This is a genomic window from Streptomyces sp. NPDC043878 (genome assembly GCF_056435735.1).
In genome coordinates this window covers 82,387-104,960 of the sequence record NZ_JBWKDW010000010.1, presented here as the reverse complement: position 1 = coordinate 104,960, position 22,574 = coordinate 82,387, and the positions used below count along the sequence as shown (strand labels likewise).

General features: G+C 73.2%; 20 protein-coding genes. 6 read left to right on the top strand and 14 right to left on the bottom strand.

Annotated elements, in window-relative coordinates; all coding sequences use genetic code 11:
* Positions 1–107: 107 nt before the first annotated feature.
* Together AC07AZ_RS16100 and AC07AZ_RS16095 are read right to left on the bottom strand one after the other, a co-directional pair.
* Complete coding sequence (locus AC07AZ_RS16100) at positions 108–602, bottom strand: phosphatase domain-containing protein (protein WP_478848002.1); 495 nt, start codon at positions 600–602, stop codon at positions 108–110.
* 131 nt (positions 603–733) lie between these two features.
* Positions 734–1,426, bottom strand: a complete 693-nt coding sequence (locus AC07AZ_RS16095) for a nucleotidyltransferase domain-containing protein (protein ID WP_478848000.1) — start codon at positions 1,424–1,426, stop codon at positions 734–736.
* 167 nt (positions 1,427–1,593) lie between these two features.
* Between AC07AZ_RS16095 and AC07AZ_RS16090 the strand changes: the two genes are divergently transcribed.
* The gene (locus AC07AZ_RS16090; RefSeq protein ID WP_478847998.1) at positions 1,594–2,592 is read left to right on the top strand and encodes an LLM class flavin-dependent oxidoreductase; all 999 of its coding nucleotides are present in this window, start codon (positions 1,594–1,596) and stop codon (positions 2,590–2,592) included.
* Between the two features lie 37 nt (positions 2,593–2,629).
* On the opposite strand, the gene AC07AZ_RS16085 is transcribed toward AC07AZ_RS16090, so the two are convergent.
* The 5 genes from AC07AZ_RS16085 to AC07AZ_RS16065 all read right to left on the bottom strand — a co-directional run bounded on the left by AC07AZ_RS16085 (position 2,630) and on the right by AC07AZ_RS16065 (position 7,794).
* Positions 2,630–3,436, bottom strand: a complete 807-nt coding sequence (locus AC07AZ_RS16085) for a lysophospholipid acyltransferase family protein (RefSeq protein ID WP_478847996.1) — start codon at positions 3,434–3,436, stop codon at positions 2,630–2,632.
* Positions 3,436–4,206 carry a GNAT family N-acetyltransferase gene (locus AC07AZ_RS16080; RefSeq protein ID WP_478847994.1) on the bottom strand — a complete coding sequence of 257 codons (771 nt, stop codon included), beginning with the start codon at positions 4,204–4,206 and terminating at the stop codon, positions 3,436–3,438. The genes AC07AZ_RS16085 and AC07AZ_RS16080 overlap by 1 nt, the downstream gene beginning before the upstream one ends.
* 219 nt (positions 4,207–4,425) lie before the next feature.
* Positions 4,426–5,175, bottom strand: coding sequence for a succinate dehydrogenase/fumarate reductase iron-sulfur subunit (locus AC07AZ_RS16075; RefSeq protein WP_478847992.1), 750 nt, complete (start codon positions 5,173–5,175; stop codon positions 4,426–4,428).
* Entirely contained in the window at positions 5,172–7,121 is a 1,950-nt protein-coding gene (locus tag AC07AZ_RS16070) for a fumarate reductase/succinate dehydrogenase flavoprotein subunit (protein ID WP_478847990.1), read from the bottom strand. The genes AC07AZ_RS16075 and AC07AZ_RS16070 overlap by 4 nt, the downstream gene beginning before the upstream one ends.
* A 1-nt stretch (position 7,122) precedes the next feature.
* Entirely contained in the window at positions 7,123–7,794 is a 672-nt protein-coding gene (locus AC07AZ_RS16065) for a succinate dehydrogenase (RefSeq protein WP_478848270.1), read from the bottom strand.
* Between the two features lie 120 nt (positions 7,795–7,914).
* On the opposite strand from AC07AZ_RS16065, the gene AC07AZ_RS16060 reads away from it, so the two are divergent.
* Complete coding sequence (locus AC07AZ_RS16060; RefSeq protein ID WP_478847988.1) at positions 7,915–8,799, top strand: LysR family transcriptional regulator; 885 nt, start codon at positions 7,915–7,917, stop codon at positions 8,797–8,799.
* Positions 8,800–9,088: 289 nt separating this feature from the next.
* Here AC07AZ_RS16060 and AC07AZ_RS16055 read toward each other — a convergent pair whose 3' ends face one another.
* The 4 genes from AC07AZ_RS16055 to AC07AZ_RS16040 form a co-directional block, all read right to left on the bottom strand.
* Positions 9,089–9,871, bottom strand: coding sequence for an SDR family NAD(P)-dependent oxidoreductase (locus AC07AZ_RS16055; protein ID WP_478847986.1), 783 nt, complete (start codon positions 9,869–9,871; stop codon positions 9,089–9,091).
* 178 nt (positions 9,872–10,049) lie between these two features.
* The gene (locus AC07AZ_RS16050; RefSeq protein WP_478847984.1) at positions 10,050–12,185 is read right to left on the bottom strand and encodes a putative bifunctional diguanylate cyclase/phosphodiesterase; all 2,136 of its coding nucleotides are present in this window, start codon (positions 12,183–12,185) and stop codon (positions 10,050–10,052) included.
* Complete coding sequence (locus AC07AZ_RS16045; protein ID WP_478847982.1) at positions 12,182–12,994, bottom strand: SAM-dependent methyltransferase; 813 nt, start codon at positions 12,992–12,994, stop codon at positions 12,182–12,184. Before AC07AZ_RS16045 ends, AC07AZ_RS16050 begins: the two co-directional genes overlap by 4 nt.
* 247 nt (positions 12,995–13,241) lie before the next feature.
* Entirely contained in the window at positions 13,242–14,210 is a 969-nt protein-coding gene (locus AC07AZ_RS16040; protein WP_478847980.1) for an SCO0930 family lipoprotein, read from the bottom strand.
* Positions 14,211–15,021: 811 nt separating this feature from the next.
* On the opposite strand from AC07AZ_RS16040, the gene AC07AZ_RS16035 reads away from it, so the two are divergent.
* The 3 genes from AC07AZ_RS16035 (at position 15,022) to AC07AZ_RS16025 (ending at position 16,739) form a co-directional block, all read left to right on the top strand.
* On the top strand, positions 15,022–15,150 hold the full coding sequence (locus AC07AZ_RS16035) for a hypothetical protein (RefSeq protein WP_478847978.1): 129 nt from the start codon (positions 15,022–15,024) through the stop codon (positions 15,148–15,150).
* 39 nt (positions 15,151–15,189) lie between these two features.
* Positions 15,190–15,954 (top strand): bestrophin-like domain, encoded by a 765-nt coding sequence (locus AC07AZ_RS16030; RefSeq protein WP_478847976.1) that lies wholly within the window; start codon positions 15,190–15,192, stop codon positions 15,952–15,954.
* 254 nt (positions 15,955–16,208) lie between these two features.
* Positions 16,209–16,739: a hypothetical protein gene (locus AC07AZ_RS16025; protein ID WP_478847974.1), complete on the top strand. Its 531-nt coding sequence runs from the start codon at positions 16,209–16,211 to the stop codon at positions 16,737–16,739.
* A gap of 101 nt (positions 16,740–16,840) precedes the next feature.
* On the opposite strand, the gene AC07AZ_RS16020 is transcribed toward AC07AZ_RS16025, so the two are convergent.
* Positions 16,841–17,338 carry a hypothetical protein gene (locus AC07AZ_RS16020; protein ID WP_478847972.1) on the bottom strand — a complete coding sequence of 166 codons (498 nt, stop codon included), beginning with the start codon at positions 17,336–17,338 and terminating at the stop codon, positions 16,841–16,843.
* 331 nt (positions 17,339–17,669) lie between these two features.
* On the opposite strand from AC07AZ_RS16020, the gene AC07AZ_RS16015 reads away from it, so the two are divergent.
* On the top strand, positions 17,670–18,335 hold the full coding sequence (locus AC07AZ_RS16015; protein WP_478847970.1) for a class F sortase: 666 nt from the start codon (positions 17,670–17,672) through the stop codon (positions 18,333–18,335).
* A 31-nt stretch (positions 18,336–18,366) separates the two neighbouring features.
* On the opposite strand, the gene AC07AZ_RS16010 is transcribed toward AC07AZ_RS16015, so the two are convergent.
* Positions 18,367–19,203 (bottom strand): polysaccharide deacetylase family protein, encoded by an 837-nt coding sequence (locus AC07AZ_RS16010; protein WP_478847968.1) that lies wholly within the window; start codon positions 19,201–19,203, stop codon positions 18,367–18,369.
* Positions 19,204–19,292: 89 nt separating this feature from the next.
* A complete protein-coding gene (gene lysX, locus AC07AZ_RS16005) occupies positions 19,293–22,574 on the bottom strand; it encodes a bifunctional lysylphosphatidylglycerol synthetase/lysine--tRNA ligase LysX (protein ID WP_478847966.1) in 3,282 nt (1,093 codons plus the stop codon).

Here is a 22,574-nt window from a genome sequence, read left to right as displayed (position 1 = left end):
TTTGTGCGTCCCCCCCCCCGACCCCCCCCCCCCCCCCCCCCCCCCCCCCCCCCCCCCCCCCCCCCCCCCCCCCCCCCCCCCCCCCCCCCCCCCCCCCCGGTGCCCCCTCAGGTCCGTCCCTCCCGCTCCTGCGCCGCCTCGATCGCGCCGGACGGTGCGGTCCAGCGGGCCCGTACGACGTGGTACCCGGCGCGTTCGGCGTCCGCGCACACGAGCGCGTCGTCGTCGACGAGCACCCGGACGTCCCGGTCGCGGGCGAGCCGGCCGAGTACCTCCAGCTTGGTGCGCCGGGCGGGCCTGCGGTCGTTGTCGCCCCGCATGTACACGCGTCCCTCCGGCAGCCCGTGCGCGGCGAGCCAGTCGAGGGTGTCGCGGCGGCAGCGCTCGGGCCGTCCGGTGAGATAGACGATCTCGCACTCCCGCGCGCTGTCCCGCACCAGCTCGACGCCCTGCGGGATCGGCGGGTCGTGCGGCGCGGCGGCGAAGAAGGCGTCCCAGTCGCGCGGCGAGCGCTCCAGGAACCGCTGCCGGTGCGCCGTGTCGGCGAGGGTGTTGTCCAGGTCGAACACGGCGAGCGGGCGCGCACTGCTGCTGTCGGTCACGCCGGCCAGCCTAGGGCCTCTCGTTCGGACCGGGCCGGGCTCGCGCACCCGCCCCGGCCGGGGGCCGTCGAACGGGGAACCGGGGGCCGGCGAACGGAGAACCGACGGACAACAAGCCGTCACCGGGCCGTTCAGCGGGCCACCGGCCGGTAGAAGTGCTCGCGGACCCGGCGCAGCCACGCCTCGGCGGGCGCCTCCTCGGGGCGGTCGGGCAGGGCGCTCGGCCGCTCGGTGAAGGCGGTCTCGTAGTGGCTGAGCAGGGGCCGCGCGGCGGAGGCGTCGACGGCGACGCGCTCCCCGAACGCGCGGTACTCCTCGGGGTCGTCCAGGCGGATCGTCAGCCGCCCGGTGGTGTACAGCTCCAGGCCCTGGTGGCACAGCCGCTTCAGGTGCCGGGCGTGCTTCGCGGTCCGGGCGCGGACCTCGGCCGAGCCGGAGGGGTCACGGGCTTCGAGGCGGCGGAACTGCTGGGTGGCGTAACCGAGGTAGGCGGCCCTGATCCGCTGAGCGCCGAGCAGCGACGTACGGATCCCGATCAGTTCGTCGCCGAGCGGGGTGCGCACCTCGTACAGCTCGTCCGGCAGCCACACCAGTTCCATGGCGGTCGGGTTGCCGCCCAGGGCGAGCCGGCACCACTTGGCGGCCTCGTGCAGGGTGGTGTCGGGCGCCGTGCCGACGTGGGACTCCTTCGGCTTGTGGAGACCGTGCAGGGCCTCGGTCGGCGCGGCGAACACGCCGAGCCGGTCGATGTCGGAGCCCTCGTGGGCGAGGCCGTAGGCGGTCGAACCGACGATGCCGGACAGCAGGACGTTGGGGACGGTCACGATCGGCCGCCTTCCTGGGACTGGGTGACGTGGGTGGCTCGGGTGGGGGGGCCGCGCGGCCGGCACGCGGGCGTCCCCCATTGTGATGACGTGCGGGAACCGCGGTCACCTGGTTTTCGCCGGGGGCGGCCCGGGAATGCCCGGGGCCGCCGCGCGTTGGAACCGGTGTGAGTTCCGTGATCGCCGCCACCCGTTTCTCCGTCCTGGACCGTTCCCGCACCCGCGAGGGGCACCCGCACGCCGAGGCGCTGCGCGACACCGTGCGGCTGGCGCGCGAGCTGGAGGGGCTCGGCTATCACCGGCTGTGGGTGTCGGAGCACCACGGCGTGCCGGGGGTCGCCGGGTCCGCGCCGACCGTGCTGGCCGCCGCCGTGGCCGCCGCGACGCGCACGATCCGGGTCGGCACCGGCGGTGTGATGCTGCCCAACCACCGGCCGCTGGTCGTCGCCGAGCAGTTCGGCGTGCTGGAGTCCCTCTTCCCGGGCCGGATCGACATGGGGCTGGGGCGGTCCGTGGGCTTCACCGACGGGGTGCGCAGAGCACTCGGACGGGACAAGGGCGACGCCGAGGACTTCGCCGCCCAGCTCGACGAACTCCTCGGCTGGTTCCGCGGCACCTCGGGGACGGGGGTGCACGCGCGTCCCGCGGAGGGGCTGAGCGTCCCGCCGTTCGTGCTGGCGACGGGTGAGGGAGCGGCGGTCGCGGCACGGGCGGGCCTGCCGATGGTGATCGGCGATCTGCGGGACCGCGAGAAGCTGCGGCGCGGCGTGGACCGCTACCGGGACGCGTTCCGGCCCTCGCCGTGGGCGGCGCAGCCGTACGTCGTCGTCTCCGGCACGGTCGCGGTGGCCGCCACGCCCGCCGAGGCGCGCCGCCTGCTGGTCCCGGAGGCCTGGTCGATGGCGTACTCCCGTACGCACGGCACCTTCCCGCCGCTGCCGCCCGCCGAGCGCGTCGAGGCGCTCACGATGACCGGCCGGGAACGCGAGTTCTACGAGTCGGGGCTCACCGGGCAGATCGCCGGTACCGAGGAGCAGGTCGCCGACGAGCTGGAGACCCTGCTCAAGGAGACGGGCGCGCAGGAGGTCCTCGTCACGACCAGCACGTACGACCGTGCGGCCCTGCTCGACTCCCACCGCCGGCTCGCCCGCGTCCTCGCCGGCTGAACCGCCGGCCGCGGTGAACGCCGCCGGGGTTCCTCGCTCAGGCGACCAGGGTCGCGTGGATCCGGTCCGGCGCGGGGGCCCCGGCCGGCTGGGCGGCGCGGGCCAGTGTCCGGCGGTCCGGGTGGCTGTCCGGCGGGATGGCGGGGCGTACCTCCACCTCGGCAACCAGCCCGCGCGACGACACCACCCGCCACACCGACGCGAGCAGTGTGTCCTCGCCGACGAAGGCGGGCGCCGTACTGGCCGCTCCCCCGGCGATCCGGTAGCGCAGACGCACCGGCTGGACCGGGACGCCCGCGTCGAGGGCGGCCTGGAACACGGCCCGGCGGAAGCTGCCCTGGGCGCGGCCGCACCAGGTGCTGCCCTCGGGGAAGGCCACCACCGCGCCGCCGCCGCGCAGCACCGCGGCGATCCGGTCGACGGTGTCCGGGAGTGCGCGCAGCCGGTCGCGGTCGATGAACAGGGTGGCACGCGCGGCGATCGGCCCCGCCACGGGCCACCGCCGGATCTCCGCCTTCGCCAGCATCCGGGCCGGACGCACGGCGGCGAGCAGCGGGATGTCCAGCCAGGAGATGTGGTTGGCGACCAGGAGGAGCCCCCCTGCGGGCGCCGCGGTGCCGGTGACGCGGACCCGCACGCCGGCGGCCCGCACGACGCTCCGGGCCCACCACCGCACCGCGCCGGCGGGGATCCGCCCGCCGAACGGCGACAGCACCGCCCCGGCGGTCACCAGGGCGGTGACCGCCACGAGCCGCAGTACCGCGAACGGTACGGCCGCGGCCGGCCCTCTCGGTTCCACGCACACGCCCGGGGTGCAGGGCGCGGTGGGCAGCCAGCCGCTCATCAGGCCGGCACGAGGGAGAGGAAGTGCCTCAGGTAGCGCGGGTTGACCCGGCGCATCGACAGCAGCACGTACAGGTCGGCGACGCCGAAGTCCGGGTCGTGGGCGGGTTCGGCGCAGACCCAGGCGCCCAGCCGCAGATAGCCGCGCAGCAGCGGGGGCAGTTCGGTGCGGGCGTCGCGGGGCGCGCCCTCGGTGTTCCAGGGCAGCAGCGGCCGGACCCGGAACTCCTCCGGGGCGAGGTGCTTGGCGCGCACCCGGTCCCAGGTGCCGGCGGCCAGGGCGCCGCCGTCGGCGAGCGGGACGGAGCAGCAGCCGGCGAGCCACTCGTGGCCGCGGTCGGTCATGTAGCGGGCGATGCCGGCCCAGATGAGCCCGATGACGGCCCCGTCGCGGTGGTCGGGGTGCACGCAGGACCGGCCCACCTCGACGAGTCCGGGGCGGATCGGGTCGAGCGGGGTGAGGTCGAACTCGCCCTCCGAGTACAGGCGTCCGACGCTCGCGGCCCGCTCGGGCGGCAGCAGCCGGTAGGTGCCGACCACCTGTCCGGTGGCGGTGTCCCGGACGAGCAGGTGGTCGCAGTGGGCGTCGAAGGCGTCGACGTCCAGTCCGGGCTGCGGGGTGGACAGCAGGGCACCCATCTCCCCGGCGAACACCTCGTGCCGCAGGCGCTGCGCGGCGCGTACGTCCGCCTCGTCGCGGGCGAGGGTGACGGTGTAGTGGACGGGTGCCTCGGGCTGCGGGGGGCGGTCGAGGGTCGTAACGCCGGTCATGGCACTCTCCTGGTCACGGGCCGGTTCGGGGACGACGGCCGTACACCCTGTTTCTTCCGAGGCCGGTTGGCGTGTACGTGACGTGTGCCGGGAGAGCGGATGTGGGAATGCTGAATGCCTGGGGCGCCCCGGAGAGCCAGACGGGACCGGGGATGAGCACCACTCCCGGTCCCGCCCGTCCGCCTGCTCGGCGAACGTCTCCTGGTGTCCTGGGCGGCCCTACCGCCTGGCCACCTTCCGCGTGGCCCGCAGCCACTCCTTGTTCATCCCGGTGATGGACACCAGCGGAATCCCCTTGGGGCAGGCCGTCGCGCACTCACCCGCCAGCGTGCAGCCGCCGAACCCCTCCTCGTCCATCCGGGCCACCATGTCCAGCACCCGTGTCTCCCGCTCCGGGGCGCCCTGCGGCAGCACGTTGAGGTGGTTGACCTTGGCGGAGGTGAAGAGCATCGCCGCGCCGTTGGGGCAGGCGGCCACGCACGCTCCGCAGCCGATGCACTCCGCGTGCTCGAACGCGAAGTCGGCGTCCGGCTTGGGTACGGGCGTGGCGTGGGCCTCGGGCGCGGCACCGGTCGGCGCGGTGACGTAGCCGCCGGCCTGGATGACGCGGTCGAGGGCCGACCGGTCGACGACCAGGTCCTTGATCACCGGGAAGGCGGCGGCCCCCCACGGCTCGACGTCGATCGTGTCGCCGTCGGAGAAGGACCGCATGTGCAGCTGGCAGGTGGTGGTGCGCTCGGGTCCGTGCGCGTCGCCGTTGATGACGAGCGAGCAGGCACCGCAGATGCCCTCGCGGCAGTCGTGGTCGAAGGCGACCGGGTCCTCGCCGCTGAGGATGAGCTTCTCGTTGAGGGTGTCGAGCATCTCCAGGAACGACATGTCGGTGGAGATGCCGTCCACCTCGTAGGTGGACATGGCGCCTTCGGCGTCGGCGTCGTGCTGCCGCCAGACGCGCAGGGTGAGCTTCATGCGTAGCTCCGCTGGGTGGGGTGGACGTACTCGAAGACCAGGTCTTCCCGGTGCAGCACGGGCGGGGTGCCCGTGCCGGTGAACTCCCAGGCGGCCGCGTAGGAGAACTCCCCGTCCCGCCGGGCCGCCTCGCCGTCCGGGGTCTGTGACTCCTCACGGAAGTGGCCGCCGCAGGACTCGGCGCGGTGCAGTGCGTCGAGGCACATGAGTTCGGCGAGCTCCAGGTAGTCGACGACGCGGTTGGCCTTCTCCAGGGACTGGTTGAACTCCTCACCCGAGCCGGGCACCTTGATCCGCCGCCAGAACTCCTCGCGGATCTGCGGGATGCGCTCCAGGGCCTTGCGCAACCCGCTGTCGGTGCGGGCCATTCCGCACAACTCCCACATGAGTTCGCCCAGTTCGCGGTGGAAGGAGTCCGGTGTGCGGTCGCCGCCGACGGACAGCAGGAGGTGCAGCCGGTCCTCGGTCTCCGCCACCACCTCCTGTACGACGGGGTGTTCGGCGGTGACGGACTCGTGGTGCGGGTTGCGGGCGAGGTAGTCGTTGACGGTGGCCGGCAGCACGAAGTAGCCGTCGGCCAGGCCCTGCATCAGGGCGGAGGCGCCGAGCCGGTTCGCGCCGTGGTCGGAGAAGTTGGCCTCGCCGATCGCGAACAGGCCCGGGACGGTGGTCTGCAGGTCGTAGTCGACCCACAGGCCGCCCATCGTGTAGTGCACGGCGGGGTAGATCCGCATCGGCACCTCGTACGGGTTCTCCGCGGTGATCCGCTCGTACATGTCGAAGAGGTTGCCGTACTTCTCCTCGACCGCCTTGCGGCCCATCCGCCGGATCGCGTCGGCGAAGTCCAGGTACACGCCCTGCCCGCCGGGCCCGACCCCCCTGCCCTCGTCGCAGACGTTCTTCGCGGCGCGGGAGGCGATGTCGCGCGGCACCAGGTTGCCGAACGAGGGGTAGACGCGCTCAAGGTAGTAGTCGCGCTCGTCCTCGGGGATGCGGTGCGGCGGCCGGTCGTCGCCCCTTGCCTTCGGCACCCAGATCCGGCCGTCGTTGCGCAGCGACTCGCTCATCAGCGTCAGCTTGGACTGGTGGTCGCCGGTGCGCGGGATGCAGGTCGGATGGATCTGGGTGAAGCAGGGGTTGGCGAACAGGGCGCCGCGCCGGTGGGCCCGCCAGACGGCGGTGGCGTTGGAGTTCATGGCGTTCGTCGACAGGTGGAAGACGTTGCCGTAGCCACCGGTGGCCAGGACGACGGCGTCCGCGAAGTAGGTGTCGACGCGCCCGGTGACCAGGTCGCGCGCCACGATGCCGCGCGCCTTCCCGTCGACGACGATCAGGTCGAGCATCTCGGTGCGCGGGTGCATCTCCACGTTCCCGGCCGCGATCTGCCGGGACAGCGCCTGGTAGGCGCCGAGCAGCAGTTGCTGGCCGGTCTGGCCGCGGGCGTAGAAGGTGCGGGAGACCTGGACGCCGCCGAACGAGCGGGTGTCGAGGAGGCCGCCGTACTCGCGGGCGAAGGGCACGCCCTGCGCCACGCACTGGTCGATGATCTCCACCGAGATCTGCGCCAGCCGGTGCACGTTGGACTCCCGCGCCCGGAAGTCGCCGCCCTTGACGGTGTCGTAGAAGAGGCGGTGGACCGAGTCGCCGTCGTTGCGGTAGTTCTTCGCCGCGTTGATGCCGCCCTGCGCGGCGATCGAGTGGGCGCGGCGCGGGGAGTCCTGGTAGCAGAACTGGACGACGCGGTAGCCCTGTTCGGCGAGCGTGGCCCCGGCGGAACCGCCCGCGAGGCCGGTGCCGACGACGATGACGCTGTGCTTGCGGCGGTTGGCGGGGTTGACCAGCCCGGCCTCGAAACGGCGGGTGTCCCAGCGCTCGTGGACGGGGCCGGCGGGGGCCTTGGTGTCGGCGACCGGTTCGCCGGTCGTGTAGTCGGCATAGGCAGTCATATCAGCTCACCACTCCGGTCATGACGCCCACGGGCACGGCGACGAAGCCGGCCGTGAGCAGCAGCGCGAGGACGTCGGCGGCGGCCCTGAGGGCGCGGTCGCGGGTGCGGCTGCCGGCGCCGAGGGTCTGGGCGGCGCTCCAGAAGCCGTGCCGCACGTGCAGGCCGAGGGCGAGCACCGCCACGATGTAGACGAGGTTGCCGTACCAGGTGGAGAAGGTGTCCACGACGTTCTGGTAGGGATGGCCCTCCTGGAAGCCGCCCGGGTGCGCGGTTCCCGTGGTCAGGTCGAGCAGGTGCCACACGAGGAACAGGCCGAGGATGATCCCGCCCCAGCGCATGGTGCGCGTCGCGTAGCTCGTATGCGCCTTGCGGTGGACGTACCCGACCGGCCGGGCTTTGATGTCGCGGCGGCTGAGCTGGTAGGCGGAGGTGGCGTGGGCGACGACCGCCACCACCAGCACCGCCCGGATGAGCCACAGCGTCCACTCGTAGTGCATGAACGGCTCGCCGACCGTGCGCAGCCAGTGCGCGTAGTGGTTGAACTCGCCCGCCCCGAAGAAGATCTTCAGGTTTCCGATCATGTGGGCGACCAGGTAGAGGAGCATGATCAGGCCGCTGACCGCCATCACGGTCTTCTTGCCGACGGAACTGTCCCACACGGTGCGTGCTATGGACGGTCGTCGGTCCGTCCGCGTTGCGAGAGCCATGTCTCCGCACGCTACGGGCCCGCACCTTCATCGGTCCAAGACATGCTCCGGCTCGTTTCGATAGCCGGCGCCTATCCTGGTCGTATGCAGTTCCAGCAGCTCCAGTACTTCGTGGCGGTCGCCGAGACCCGGCACTTCACCCGGGCCGCGGACCTCGTCCACGTCGCGCAGCCCTCGCTCTCCCAGCAGATCAAATCCCTGGAGCGGGAACTCGGAGCGGACCTGTTCCTGCGGGCCCGCGGCAACATCACGCTGACCGACGCGGGCGAGGCGCTGCTGCCGCTGGCCCGCCGCATCCTGGCCGACGCCGACACCGCCCGCCACGAGGTGCAGGAACTGGTGCAGCTGCGCAGCGGCCGGGTCCGGCTCGGCGCCACACCCAGCCTGTGCACCGGTCTGCTGCCGGACGTGCTGCGCGCCTTCCACGACCGCTACCCGGGCATCCGGCTGCTGATCGAGGAGGGCGGCTCCCACGATCTCGTACGGGAACTGGCCCGCGGCGCCCTCGACCTCGCTCTCGTCGTGCTGCCGCTGCCGACCCCGTCCCCGGCGCTCACCACGGTCGAGCTGCTGCGCGAGGACCTCGTCGTGGTGTCCTCCCCGGAGGCGCCGGCGCCGGGCGGCGGCCGGCGCGCGGTCGAGGTCGCCGATCTGGAGGGCGAGCGCATGGTGATGTTCCGGCACGGCTACGACCTGCGGGAACTGACCGTGGCCGCGTGCCGCGCCGAGGGCTTCGAACCGGACCTCGCGGTGGAGGGCGGCGAGATGGACGCGGTGCTGGGGTTCGTCCGGGCGGGGCTGGGCGTGGCCGTCGTACCGCGCATGGTGGCCGCCCGGTCGGGCCGCGGGCTGCGGGTGACCCCGCTGGCCCGGCCCGGCCTGCACCGGACCATCGCCCTGGCGCACCGCAGCGACGTGGCACCCCCCAGGGCGGCCCGGGAGTTGCAGCGGATGCTGCTGGAGCGGTGAACGGCGGACCGCGGGACGCGGTGGGGCATGCTGCGGAGCGAGCGGTGGTCCGCCACAGTCAGCGGCCGGACGCGGGCACGGACACCGCGGCCGTACGAGAGCCGCCGCGGACGCCGGTCGAACAGGGAACGGCCGGCCGCCGGACGCGGGCACGGACACCGCGGCCGTACGAGAGCCGCCGCGGACGCCACCCGAACAGTCACCGGCCGGCCGCCGGACGCGAGCACGGACACCCCCGTACGAGAGCCGCCGCGGACGCCACCCGAACAGTCAACGGCGGCCGGTGCGGTCACCAGGTGGGGATGAAGCCGCCGTCGATCAGCAGGTCGCTGCCGGTGATGTTGCCGGCGTGGTCGCCGGCCAGGAACAGGACCAGGTCCGCCACCTCCGCGGGCTTGGAGAACCGGCCGGTGACGGTGGCACCCGCGGCCTGGGCCACCACCTGTTCGGGGGTGAGCCCGGCGGCCGCCGACACGGTGTCCGCCACTCCGCCGTCGCCCAGCCACAACTCGGTCTCCACCGGGCCGGGGCTCACGGTGTTGACGCGGATGCCCTGCGGGCCGACCTCCTTCGACAGTGCCTTGGAGAAGGCGACCAGGGCGGCCTTGCCCGCGCTGTAGTCGATCACCAGCGGGTCGGGAAGGGTGGCGTTGACCGACCCGACCGTGATCACCGAACCGGCCCGGGCGGCCAGCATCAACGGCAGGGCCGCCCGGGTGACGCGGACCGCCGCGAGCAGGTTGAGGTCGACGGAGCGGCGCCAGTCCTCGTCCGTGACGGACAGGAAGCCGCCGGTGCGGGCGGGCGCCGAGCCGACGTTGTTGACCAGCACGTCCAGGCGCGGCCCGGCCGCCGCCACGAGCTGTCCGGCCGCCTCGGGCTCGGTGAGGTCCACGGGCACCCAGGTGACCGCGCCCTCCTCGACCAGGGCGTCCAGGCCCTCGGACGTGGTCCGGGACCCGGCGACGACCGTCGCTCCCGCCCCGGCCAGCGCCCGCACGATCGCCAGCCCGATGCCCTTGCTGGCGCCGGTCACCACCGCGGTCCTGCCGTGCAGTTCCCTGCTGGTCATCCTCGACTCCTGCCGCTGCCGGTTACGGTCCGCACGGCGGCGCGGACGGCTGCCCGGGCGGCCCGCCGGACCGACGGGACGGCGCCCGGCGAGCGCGCTCACGGCCGGGTGCCGACCGCGCGTCCGCCGTAGGACCATTCTCCCCCGCGACCACCCCGGACGGCAGCGGAACGCCCGGTCAGCCCGTCGCGTCCACCAGGGCCAGGTCGTGCAGGCGCTCCGGGGGGCCGGGGCGGGCGTAGTACCAGCCCTGGGCGGTGTCGCAGCCCAGTATCCGCAGCTGCTCGGCCTGGGCGCCCGTCTCGACGCCCTCCACGGTCACCGCGAGGTCGAGGCTGTGGGCGAGGGAGACGATCCCCTCCACGATCTTGAGGTCGACGGGGTCCGCCGGGAACTGCTGCATGCTCTGGGTGAAGGAGCGGTCCAGCTTGAGGATGCTCACCGGCAGCCGGCGCAGGTTGGCCAGGTTGGAGTAGCCGGTGCCGAAGTCGTCCAGGGCGATGTCGACGCCCATCTCGGCCAGCCGGCGCAACGGTTTCAGCAGGTCGTCGTCGGCGCCGATCAGGGCCGACTCGGTCACCTCCAGGCACAGCGCGTCCGGTGTGACGCCGGCGCGCTCCAGGATGTCGACGGTGTCCTGGACCAGGCCGGGATGGGTGAGCTGGCAGGGCGAGAGGTTGACGTTGATGCGCAGCGGGCCGGCGCCGTCGAAGCGCTCGCGCCAGGCGCGGGCCTGCCGCACCGACTGCTCCAGCACCCAGCGGCCCAGCGGGACGATCAGGCCGGTGTGCTCGGCGAGCGGGATGAACCGGTCGGGTCCGAGGACGCCGTGCTGCGGATGCAGCCAGCGCACCAGGGCCTCGGCGCCGCGGACGCTGCCGTCGCCGAGGTGCACCAGCGGCTGGTACTCGATGAAGAACTCGCCGCGCTCCAGCGCCGCCGGGAGGGCCGTGGTCAGTCCGTGCCGGGTGATGGCGCGGGCGTCGGCCTCGGGGTCGGCGAGCTCGAAGCGGTTGCCGCCCGCCGACTTGGCCCGGTACATCGTGATGTCGGCGCTGCGCAGCACCTCCGCGGGGCTGCGCTCCCCCGCCGGTCCCTCGACGATGCCGATGCTGCCGCGCACGGTCAGGTCCCGGCCGTCGACGCTGATCGGCGCGACCAGCGCGTTCATGATGCGCAGGGCGAGCTCGTCGACATCGCGCTCGGTGTCCGGGCCGGTGGTCAGGGCCACGAACTCGTCGCCGCCGAGCCGGGCGACCATCTCGCCGGGCGCGGTCGCGCAGGACTGCAGCCGGTCGGCGACCTCGACCAGCAGCCGGTCGCCGGCCGCGTGCCCGAGGCTGTCGTTGATGGTCTTGAAGCCGTCGAGGTCGAGGTAGCACAGCCCGAACCGCTGGCCGGCACCGGCGCCCAGCGCCTTCTCCAGGCGTTCGAAGAAGAAGGTGCGGTTGGGCAGGCCGGTGAGCGCGTCGTGCGTGGCCTCGTAGCGCAGCCGCAGGTTGAGCAGCCGGCGCTCGGTGGTGTCCTCCATGAGCGCGAGCTGGTACTGCGGTACGCCGTCGGCGTCGCGCAGCAGGGACACCGTCAGGTTGGTCCACAGGACCGTCCCGTCGGGTCGGTAGAAGGCTTTTTCGACGTGGTAGTGCTCGCGCTCACCGCGGACGAGCTCCTCGTAGAGCCGCCAGGTCTGCGGGGCGTCTTCGGGGTGCGTCCACTCCAGTACGTTGCGGCCGCGCATGCTCTGCTCGGTGAGGCCGAACATGCGCAGCAGGGCGGCGTTGACCTGGAGGACCCGGCCGTCCAGGTCGGCGATGCCGATACCTATGGCGGCGCCCTCGAACACCGCCCGGAAGCGGGCCTCGGTGGCGTGCAGCGCCTGCGCCACCACGCCCTGGGCCCGCAACGCCGCCTGCGCGATGGCCTCCTGCTCGGCCAGGGTCCGCCGGCGCAGGGCCCCGGCGAACCCGGCGGCCATGGCGTGCTGGAGCCGGGACGCGCGGGCCCGCAGGTCCTCCTGGCTGCCGTCCTCACCGCAGTACAGGACGAGGTAGGCGTCCACGCAGTCCAGGGTGCGGCTGAGCGCCTCCGGGTCGGTGCAGTGCGCGGTCACCAGGGCCGCGCCCACCGCCCTGCCCTCCTCCGCGTCGAACGCCCTGGCCCGCAACGCCGTGCTCAACCGCCTGGCCAGCGGGAGGAGTTGGGCCTCGAACTCCGGTCGGGTCGAGGAGGTCGACGTCACCGGGAACACCGCCCGGCTCCAGATCGTCGCGAACCGGCGGAGTCTGTCCTCCGGCCCGTCCGGCTCGGCGCTCACGCGCCGCGCCCGACGCCGGCGAACCCGGAGAAGGCCCAGGGATCCTCGTCCTCGGGCGCCGTGTCCGGCCGCCAGCGCGGCATCGGGACCAGTCCCGGTTCCACCATCTCGTACCCCTCGAAGAACCGCGCGATCTCGTCGCGCGAACGCATGATCAGCGGGTTGCGGATGTCCCTGTACACGTCCACCGCGCCCTCGGCCCGCTCCGTCGGCAGCGGAACTCCCTCGTACGAGGCGTGCGTCAGCACGACGAGGCTGCCGGGCGCGAGCGCCTCGCGCAGCTCGGCCACCGCTCCGTACGGGTCGTCCGCGTCTTCCACGAAGTGCAGTATGGCAACGAGAAGCAGGGCCACCGGACGCTTCAGGTCGATCAGGTCCTGGACTTCGGCGCTCGCGAGGATCTCCCGGGGCTTGCGGAGGTCCGCCGCGACCACGCGCGTCTGCTCGTCGCCCGCCAGCACCGCCTGGCCGTGGGCGACGGCCACCGGGTCGTGGTCGACGTAGACGACGCGTGCCGCGGGGTCGGCGGCCCGGGCCACCTCGTGGACGCTGCCGAAGGTGGGGATGCCGGAGCCGATGTCGAGGAACTGGGTGATGCCCTCGGCGGCGGCGAAGCGCACCGCGCGGCGCATGAACGCCCGGTTCGCCTGCATGATCTTGGGCAGTCCCGGCATGAACTCCATCGCCCTGCGGGCCGCTTCCCGGTCGACCTCGAAGTTGTGCGAACCGCCCAGGTAGTAGTCGTAGATACGCGAAACGCTCGGCACCGAGATGTCGATGCTCCGTGGTGCCCAGGCGGGACGCTCCATGTATCTCTCCAAGGCGTAGGCGATCCGGTGTTCGAGCAGAGGCTACTGATCGCCTGCCAAAGGAGCGAGCAGAAACGGAAATTGACCGTCCGTTCCCGGTCACTGCCTGCGGCACGTGCCTCGCCGACAAGCCGCCTACGCGGGTGAAACACAGCAAACCGGTCCGCCCCCTCCGTGCGGCGCGGAGGGGGCGGACCGGCGATCGAGCGGCCCTGGCGGGACGATCAGCCGTGGGGAGGTGATCTCTCTACTGCTTGGGCGCGCCGACCGGCTTGCCGTCGGGTGCGACGGCGTACCAAGTCCCGCCGACGCCCTGACCGTTGGTCTCCCCGGCGGCCTTGTCACCGGAGAAGGTGTAGATGGGCCAGCAGTTGATGGTCTGCTGCTTGACGCCGTCGGGCCGGGTGAAGCTCATCAGGCCCTTCTTCTGGACGTCCTTGGTGTCGTTGCTCGCCACCGGACCCACGGCCGGCCACTTCTCCAGGCAGGCGCCCGTGCAGGCGGAGATCGGGTCGGGCCAGGCCGTGTCCTTGAGGAAGCGGTAGACCGTCATGCCGTTCTTGTCCACGACGATCTCGCCGAGGTTGGGGTCCTTGCGGGTGGACAGGCCGGGCAGGGAGGTCAGCTTGGCCTTCTTGCCGTCGGGGGCCAGCGCGAACCACTTGCCGCCCACGTTCTGGCCGTTGACGTCACCGGCGGTGACGTCCTTCGCGTAGCGGTACGCGGGCCAGCCGCCGATGGTCAGCTGCTTGCTGCCGTCGGTGCGGGTGACCTCGCCGAGCAGGGCCTTGTCGATGCCCGCACCGGCGGTCGCGTCGTCCGCGGGGACCGGCGGCCAGGTGGAGGCGCAGTCGCCGTCGCAGTTGGACTTGGGCGGTTCGGCGGTGTCCTGGTCGAAGCGGTACAGGCTCATTCCCGCGCTGTCCGTGACCACCTTGCCGAGTTCCGAGTTGGCCGACACCGACAGCTTGCCGGCGGCGGCGGCCTGGGCCGCGCCCTGGGCGCTCGAGTCGGATCCGTACCCGTTGCCGGAGCCGGTCGACCCGAGGCTCGTACCCGTACCGGCACCCGCAGTGCTGTAGTCGCCGGCCGCGGCCGTGGCGCCAACGTTCTGGCTGCCCGCGGACGAGGTGGCTTCCTGGCCGCACGCGGTGGTCAGCGCCAGCACCGCCACGGCGCTCGCCACGAGTGAGGCGCTCCGCCAGGAGGTCTTCATCGTCAACTCCCCATTATCGCAAAGGGTGTTGCAGCGCCCTTCTGCGCCGCCGCACGACCATGGATACGCACGGAAGCAGCCACCGTGTTCAACGGCGGCACAAATTTCTTTCCGGGACCTGTGACACCACCCGCATCAGGACCCCCGTCGGCACACCTCACGGGGCACCGAGGCCGGCGTCCGGCGGCCCTGCTCGGGGATCAAACCCGCCTTCCACAAGTTCGCCCGTTCGGGGCAATCCCCCCGAACTCGCCCGCGGGACGGCGCTCCAGAGCTGATGATCTCCGTCGTGTATGGACCCGAACCGACTCGATCCGCCCTCGCCGCGAGGGTGTTGGTCCTGGTAACGCTCACCTGGCTGCTCGTCGGCGCGCCGGTGGGGACGGCGACGGCGGACGCCTGCGCGTACGCCTCGACCGGCCCGGACGGCACCGAGGCGGTGGCGGTCGCCGGGAACCTCTCCTGGCCCACACCACCGCCGTGCCCGAAGCCGACTCCGCCGCCCTGCCCGCCCACCCCGGCCCCGACCCCCACTCCCCCACCGCCGAAGCCGACACCGCCGCCACCGCGGCCGACGCCCACCCCGGACCCCACCCCCACCCCCGCACCGCCGAAGCCGGCGCCCCGGCCCACGCCGAGGCACGAACCACCGCCCACGCCGAGGCACGAACCACCGCCCCCGCCGGCCCCCCGCCCCGCGCCACCCCGCCCGCGGCCCACACCCCCGGCGCCCCCGCCACCCCTCGCTCCCCCACCGCCACCCGCGCCGACACCGTCCGCCAAGCCCACCCCCCACCCCGTCGTGACCCCGGTGAGCTACCCGCGTCATCGCGCCCTGCCGCCCCGGCACACCCCGCACGGCACCACGTCGCCGGTCACCTACGTCCTGCTCATCACCGCTCCCGCGGCGATCGCCGTCGCCGCGCTGCGCCCGCGCTGACCAGCCGGTGGCCGAGCGGCCGAACACTGGAGGAACCCCTTGCCGGATTGGCTTGTTCTCACCCTGGCGATGCTGGCCGCCTGCGTCGTGGTCGTCATCATCACCCTCGTCCGCGACCGCACCGCGCCCGAGGACGAGGACCCCAGCGAGACACCGGACGTCATCGAGTACATGACGATGTGGATCGGCGTGGTGTACGCCATCGTCCTGGGCCTGGCCATCGCCGGTGTCTGGGAGGCCCGCAGTGCCGCCCAGGACCACGTCCAGGCGGAGGCCGCCGCGCTGCACGAGATCTCCGAACGGGTGCGGGTCTACCCGGCGGACGTCCGCGACCACATTCGGGCGGATGTCAACGCCTATGTCGGACACGTCGTCACGACGGAGTGGAAGACCATGGCCGACGACGGCCGGGTCACGGCGCGGGGCGGCCAACTCCTCGACCGCGTCCGGGCGGACGTCACCGACTACCAGCCGCGGACGGACTTCGAGGCCCAGGCCTACCAGCCGCTCGTCGACCAGGTCACCGCGGCGGACCAGGCGCGCAACGCGCGCGCGGAGTCCACCGGGGCGACCATGCCGGGCGTGGTGTGGTTCGGGCTGCTGGGCGGAGCGGTGGTCACCATCGGCATGGTCTTCGCGCTGCAGATCAGGCGCACGCTGCGCGAACTGGTGCTCGCCGGCCTGTTCTCCGCCCTGATCGCCTTCCTGCTCTTCCTCATCTGGGACTTCGACGCTCCCTACAGTCGCGGTATCACGGCCTCGGCGGAACCGTTCCTGAGCCTGTTCCCCCAGCTGAAGGGCTGACCTGCCCGCAGAGCCGGCACATCCGGAGGGCTGACATCCGGAGGGCCGGACGGGGGCCCGGGGGCGCGCGCCACGCCGGTGGCGTACCCCGGTCGCGGCAACGCCGTCCCCTGGCCGGCCCACACGGTTGCCCCGTTCGCGCTACTGCGATCGCGCGGACGCACGCACGTTCCTAGCGTTTCGGTCATCGAGGCGCATTTCCGGCGCCGTGGAAAAGGTCCGCGGCTGCTCCTCGGGGACCCGGAGGAACCATCATGCGTGCGATACGCGTCGCTTCGGCCGCACTGCTGGGCGCCAGCGCCCTCGCCCTGTCCGCGCCGGTCGCCGTCGCCGACGACCACTACGTCATGTCGAACGGTTACAGCGTCCTGCCCTCCACCGTCGCGCCCGGTGGACAGGTCGTCCTCCAGGTGGACCGCGACCTCAGCGGCTGCGCCCGGACCGTGACGGTCTCGTCGGGCGTCTTCGACACCGTGGCCATCCCGCCCGGACGGACGGTGGCGACGGCGGCGGTCGACCGGGACGCCAGACCGGGCGCGGTCTACCGCGTGACGTTCAGCTGCGGCGGACTCAGCGCCGTCGAGAACCTCACCGTCGCGGGCGGGCGCCCCGACGGCCCCACCCCCCTCCCGGTGACCCCGTACCGCGGTGTGCACGCCGGCGAGGGCGGCAGCGTCGCCGGCTTCGACCTCGAAAGGATCGGCCTGGGCCTCGCGCTCGTCACCGGCTCGGTCGCGGCGGCCTACCGCCTCTCCCGGCGCCGCGCGGGCGAGGACGGCGCCTGACGCCGCCGGCCGCGCAGACCTCCGCCCCGGAACCCGCGAGGGTCCGGGGCGGAGGTCCGCGCGCGTGCGAGCACGTCCGGGGGTCGGGCGGTGACGGGCGGTCAGATGCGTCGCTCGGTGCGCCGGCGCATCCAGAACAGTCCGCCGCCGACCACGGCCGCGGCCACGAGCCCGCCGCCGATGGCCATGTCGGTCGGTGTGGCGCCACTGGAGCTGCTGCCGCCCAGACCGCCCTGGACACCGCCGATGACGGTGAAGGCGGCCGGGTTCGTCAGTGTCCGGCCGGAGCAGTTCACCGTGATGCTGTGCGAGCCGGGGCGCGCGTTGTGGTTGACGGTCGCGGTGCCCCTCGAGGTGCCGTTGGTGCCGTTGACCGGCGTCAGGCGGGTGCTCGGGAACGCGTCCGAGGTCATGGTGCCGCCACCGCGGCAGCCGTCGACGGTGACGGTCAGCTGGCCGCCGCGGGCGATGACGCTGGGCAGGGCGACGATGTTGCTGGGGCTGACGCCCATGCCGTCCCACGCGACGGCCGCGGGAGCGGCGAGCCCGAGAGCGGCGACCGCGGCGCCGGCGGCCGCCAGGGCACGAGTAGTACGCATGTGATCCTCCGCGGAAGACGCCCCGGGAACCGTCCCCGGTCGATCGGCGAGAAACGCCTCCCAGACAGACCCTCAGATGCCGTGCCCCGGACCGCATTTCGGCGCTGGTCCGTCCTGGTGAGAGGACACGCCGACACGGAACCCGGCGACGGGACATCCCCGCAGGTCACAGACCGTCAGAAAATAACTTTTCCCGGCAACTCGGATGGCGCACCCACGGGGATGCGGGCCACCCGTTCGCATCTCCTCCGTCGCCGCTTTCCCGCGCGGGACTTAGCGTTCTCGTATGCGCGAATGACGTGGTGACGGCCGCGTCGAGAGGGGAATTCGAATGTCTGCGTCCGAACTGGCCGGACTGGCCGAAGAGGAGGAGCAGCCGCGGAAGCGTGCTCCCTGGGGCGTGATAGCGCTTGTCCTGCTGACCGGACTCGCGCTCATTCGCAACGGCTCCGGGGAATTCGACGTGGGGCCACCGCAGCCCGCGTCGGCGGCGGCCGCGGACAGCCGCTCGGCGCAGGGCGCCGTGCTGCCGGACCCGCTGCCCTACTCGGTGCCGGACCGGGTGCGGATCCCGTCGATCCGGGTGGACGCGCCGATCCTGCCGGTGGGGCTGGACACGGACGGCTGGGTCGGCGCGCCGCCGCCGGAGGACCCGAACCTCGCCGGCTGGTTCACCGGCGCCGTCTCCCCCGGCGAGAAGGGCACCGCCGTCGTGGTGGGCCACGTCGACAACAAGCAGGGCCCCGCCGTGTTCTACGGACTCGGGGCCCTGAAGAAGGGAAATCGCGTCGAGGTCGCCCGCACGGACGGAAAGACCGCCGTGTTCGAGATCTACGGCATCGAGGTGTTCGAGAAGAACAACTTCCCCGGCGACCGTGTGTACGCGTCCAAGGGAACGCCCGAACTGCGGGTCATCACCTGCGGGGGCGGTTTCTCCAAGCAGAACGGCTACGACGGCAACGTCGTCGTCTTCGCCCGCCTGGCCGGGGTCCGCTGAGCGTTCCCCGGCCGGGCGGGCGCGGTCCGGCTCAGGCGTACTGCCGCCGGGGGACGGTGAGGTGGTACCCGGCGTCGATCAGCCGCGGCAGGTACTCGCGCAGGGCCCGGACACTCTGCGAGCGGTTGCCCCCGGCGTCGTGCGAGAGCACCACGGCCCCGGGAGCGGCCCCCTTCTCGACCCGCCCGGCGATGGTGCGGACGCCGGGCCTGGTCCAGTCGAGGGTGTCGACACTCCAGGCCAGCGGTTCCATGCCGAGGTCCGCGCCGAGCTGGAACGCCGAGCGGTTCCAGGCGCCGTAGGGCGCGCGGAACCACTCGGGCCGTTCCCCGTAGGCCTCCTCGATGACGTCGCTGGTGCGTTCCATCTCGGAGCGGATCTGGCCGCGGCGGAGCCGGGTGAGCAGGGGGTGGGACCAGGTGTGGTTGCCCACCACGTGTCCCTCGTCGGCCATCCGGGCCAGCAGGTCCTTGTTGTAGGAGGCCATCTCCCCGCACACGAAGAACGACGCGTGCACCTCGTACTCGGCGAGGGTGTCCAGGATGTGCGGGGTGTAGCGGGGGTCGGGGCCGTCGTCGAAGGTCAGCAGCATGGTGCGGCCGTGTCCCGACATCCGCAGGAACGGCTCTTGCCGTACGAGGGTCGGTGCGGGTTCGGCCCGCGGCGGGCCGTCGCCGGTGAGGGGCTGGAGGCGGTAGGCGGAGGGTTTGAGCACGGGCTGCGCCTGGGGACCGGCGGCGGGGCCGGCGGGCGGGACCGGAGCGTCGCCGGCGCCCGCCGCGAGGACACCGGCCGTGCCGGCCGCCCCCAGTACAGCAGCGCCGGTGATCAACGCCCGGCGCCGGGAGAGCAACTGATCCTTTGTCATGACTCATCAGTCGCCCGGCGGGAGGCCGACGCACCCCGATGACACCGGGGCGGCGGCGAGAAAACACCCGCGCGGCCTACGCGACGCCGTCAGCGGCGGCGTACCAGGGGGAACGGCAGCGTCTCCCGGATCGTCAGGCCGGTGAGGAACATGACCAGCCGGTCGACACCGATGCCGAGTCCCCCGGTGGGCGGCATGGCGTACTCCAGGGCGTCGAGGAAGTCCTCGTCCAGCTCCATCGCCTCGGGGTCGCCCCCGGCCGCCAGCAGGGACTGGGCGGTCAGCCGGCGGCGCTGCTCCACGGGGTCGGTCAGCTCGGAGTAGGCGGTGCCGAGCTCGGTGCCGAAGGCGACGAGGTCCCAGCGTTCGGCGAGCCGGGGGTCGGTGCGGTGCTGCCGGGTGAGCGGGGAGACGTCGGTCGGGAAGTCCTTGTAGAAGGTCGGCAGCCGGGTGCTCTCCTCCACGAGCCGCTCGTACATCTCCAGCACCACGTCGCCGGGGCCGTCGTCGTCGGTGTAGGGGACGCCCGCGCGGTCGCACAGCCGCCGGAGCTCCGCCAGGCCGGTGCCGGCGTCGACTGTCTCCCCCAGCGCCTCGGAGATCGCGCCGTGGACGGTCTTCACCGGCCAGCGGCCCGAGATGTCGTACTCCCTGCCGTCCCTGCGGGCGACGGCCGACCCGAAGGCGGCGCTCGCGGCGCCCTGGATCAGCTCGCGGGCGAGGTCGAGCATCACGTCGTAGTCGGCGAACGCCTGGTAGGCCTCCAGCATCGTGAACTCGGGGTTGTGCTTGTGGGAGACGCCCTCGTTGCGGAAGGTGCGGCCCATCTCGAAGACCTTCTCCAGACCGCCGACGCACAGCCGCTTCAGGTACAGCTCGGGGGCGATGCGCAGGTACAGGTCGAGGTCGTAGGCGTTGATGTGGGTGGTGAACGGGCGGGCGTTGGCCCCGCCGTGGATCTGCTGCAGCATCGGGGTCTCGACCTCGAGGTAGCCGCGGTCCAGGAGGCCCTGGCGCAGGGCCTGTACGGCGGTGGAGCGGGCCCGGAGGGCGGCGCGGGCGTCCGGGCTCGCGACCAGGTCGACGTAGCGGCGGCGGACCTTCGCCTCCGGGTCGGTCAGGCCCCGGTGCTTGTCGGGCAGCGGGCGCAGGCACTTGCCGACGAGCTGCCAGGAGGTGACGAAGACGGTCGGCTCGCCCCGGTCGCTGCGGCCGGCGCGGCCGGTGGCGGTGATGTGGTCGCCGATGTCGGTGTCGGCGGTGAACCGGTCCAGCGCGGCGCCCGAGCCGTTCCGGGTGAGGGCGAGCTGGTGGTCGCCGGACCAGTCGCGCAGCACGGCGAAGACGATCCCGCCGAAGTCGCGGACGAGCATCACCCGGCCGGCGACGGTCACCTGGTCGCCCTCGCGGACCTCGGCCAGGGTGTGGGTGCGCTGCGGGACCCCGACCGGATACGGGTCCGTGCCGCCGGCGACGAGCCGGTCGAGCTTGCGGTGCCGGACGCGGACCTGCTCGGGCGGGCCCGCGTCCGGCTCCGCGGCCCCGGTCCCGTCCCCCGCGTCGAGGCCGAGGACCGGGAGCGACGGCAGCCCTTCGGTCGAGGCGGGCCGCGGCGCGCCCCTCGGATGCCCCTTTCCCCGCAGTGTGCGCAGCGACGGTACGGAGACGAAGCCCTCGGCGACCGCGGAGGCGAAGCCGATTCGGGCGAGGGAGACGGTGTCGCCGTAACAGATGAAGCGCGGGTACCACTCGGGGTGGTACTTGGCGTTGGAGCGGTACAGGGCCTCCAGCTGCCACCACCGGGAGAAGAACAGCAGCAGTCGTCGCCAGAGTCTGAGGACGGGGCCGGCGCCGATGCGGGCGCCCTCCTCGAACACGGACCGGAAGACGGCGAAGTTGAGGGAGACACGGCGCACGCCCAGTTTGGGGGCGGCGGCGCAGAGTTCGGCGACCATGAACTCCATGACGCCGTTGGGGGCGGTGGCGCGGTCCCGGCGCATCAGGTCGAGGGAGACGCCGTCGCGGCCCCAGGGCACGAAGGACAGCAGGGCCAGGAGCCGGCCGTCCGCGCCGAGGGCCTCCACCAGCAGGCAGTCGCCGTCGGCGGGGTCGCCGAGGCGGTCCAGGGCCATGGAGAAGCCGCGTTCGGTCTCGGTGTCGCGCCAGGCGTCGGCCCGGGCGACGATCTCCTCGATCTCCTCGTCGGTGAGGGCGCGGTGGCGCCGGACGCGGCTGGTGGCGCCGGTGCGCCGGACGCGGCGTACGGCCTGGCGGGTCACGCGCATGTCGCGGCCGTCGAGGTCGAAGCCGGCGGTGTGCAGGATCGCCTCGTCACCGAGCTGGAGCGCGCCGAGGCCGGCCCGGGCGAAGGCGGTGGCGCCGTCCTCGGAGGCGCCCATCGCCGCGGGCGCCCACGCGTGCCGGCGGGCCACGTCGAGCCAGGCGGCGATGGCGTGCGGCCACGCCTCACGGTCGCCCACCGGGTCGCCGCTGGCCAGGCACACGCCGGCCTCGACGCGGTAGGTGACGGCGGCCTTGCCGCTGGGCGAGAAGACGACGGCCTTGTCCCGGCGGGTGGCGAAGTAGCCGAGGGAGTCCTGGTCGCCGTACGCCCTGAGCAGGGCGCGGATGCGGGCCTCCTCGTCGCCGTGCAGGGCGGCTTCCATGCGCTGCGAGCGGAAGAGGGTCGCGGCGGCGTTCAGCAGGGCCAGCGCGCCGAACAGGCCGAGCACGAAGAACAGCGGGCGGGGCGGGCGTCCGTCGTAGGTGCGGCCGGAGAGCAGTCCGCCGCAGACCCGGTCGGCGGCCCACAGCAGGCGCTGGCCGCGCGGCAGGGTGCCGGGGAACAGCTCGACCAGGCCCCAGCCGGCGAGGATCGCGGCGGCCAGCCCGACGAGCAGCACCAGCAGGGCGCGCCGGACGGCGGCGCGGCGGGAGGCGGCGTAGAACTCGCGGCGGGCGACGATCAGCAGCGCGAGCCCGAGTGCGCACACCGCCAGCGAGGGGACGGACTGCGCGTACAGGCCGAGGGCCACGCCGAGCGCGTCGGTGAGGACCAGCAGGCCCAGGTAGACCACGACCAGCCACCAGGCGACCTTCTTGCGGGCGGCGGTGGCCGCGGCGAGCAGGAACAGGAAGACGGCGTAGGCGAGGTTGGCGCTGACCGGGACGATCAGCTCGTTCAGGACGCGGACGACCGGGCGGAGCGGGACGCGCAGCGGCGGAATGAGGGCCAGCAGCACGCAGAGCGCTCCGAGGGCGCCGAAGAAGGTCGCGAAGCCTTCCGGCACCCTGCTGAGGAAGCCGTTCGCGGACGGTCCCACCGGGCCCGGCCGGTTCTTCGCCGGGGCGGCCTCCACGCTGGCACTCAT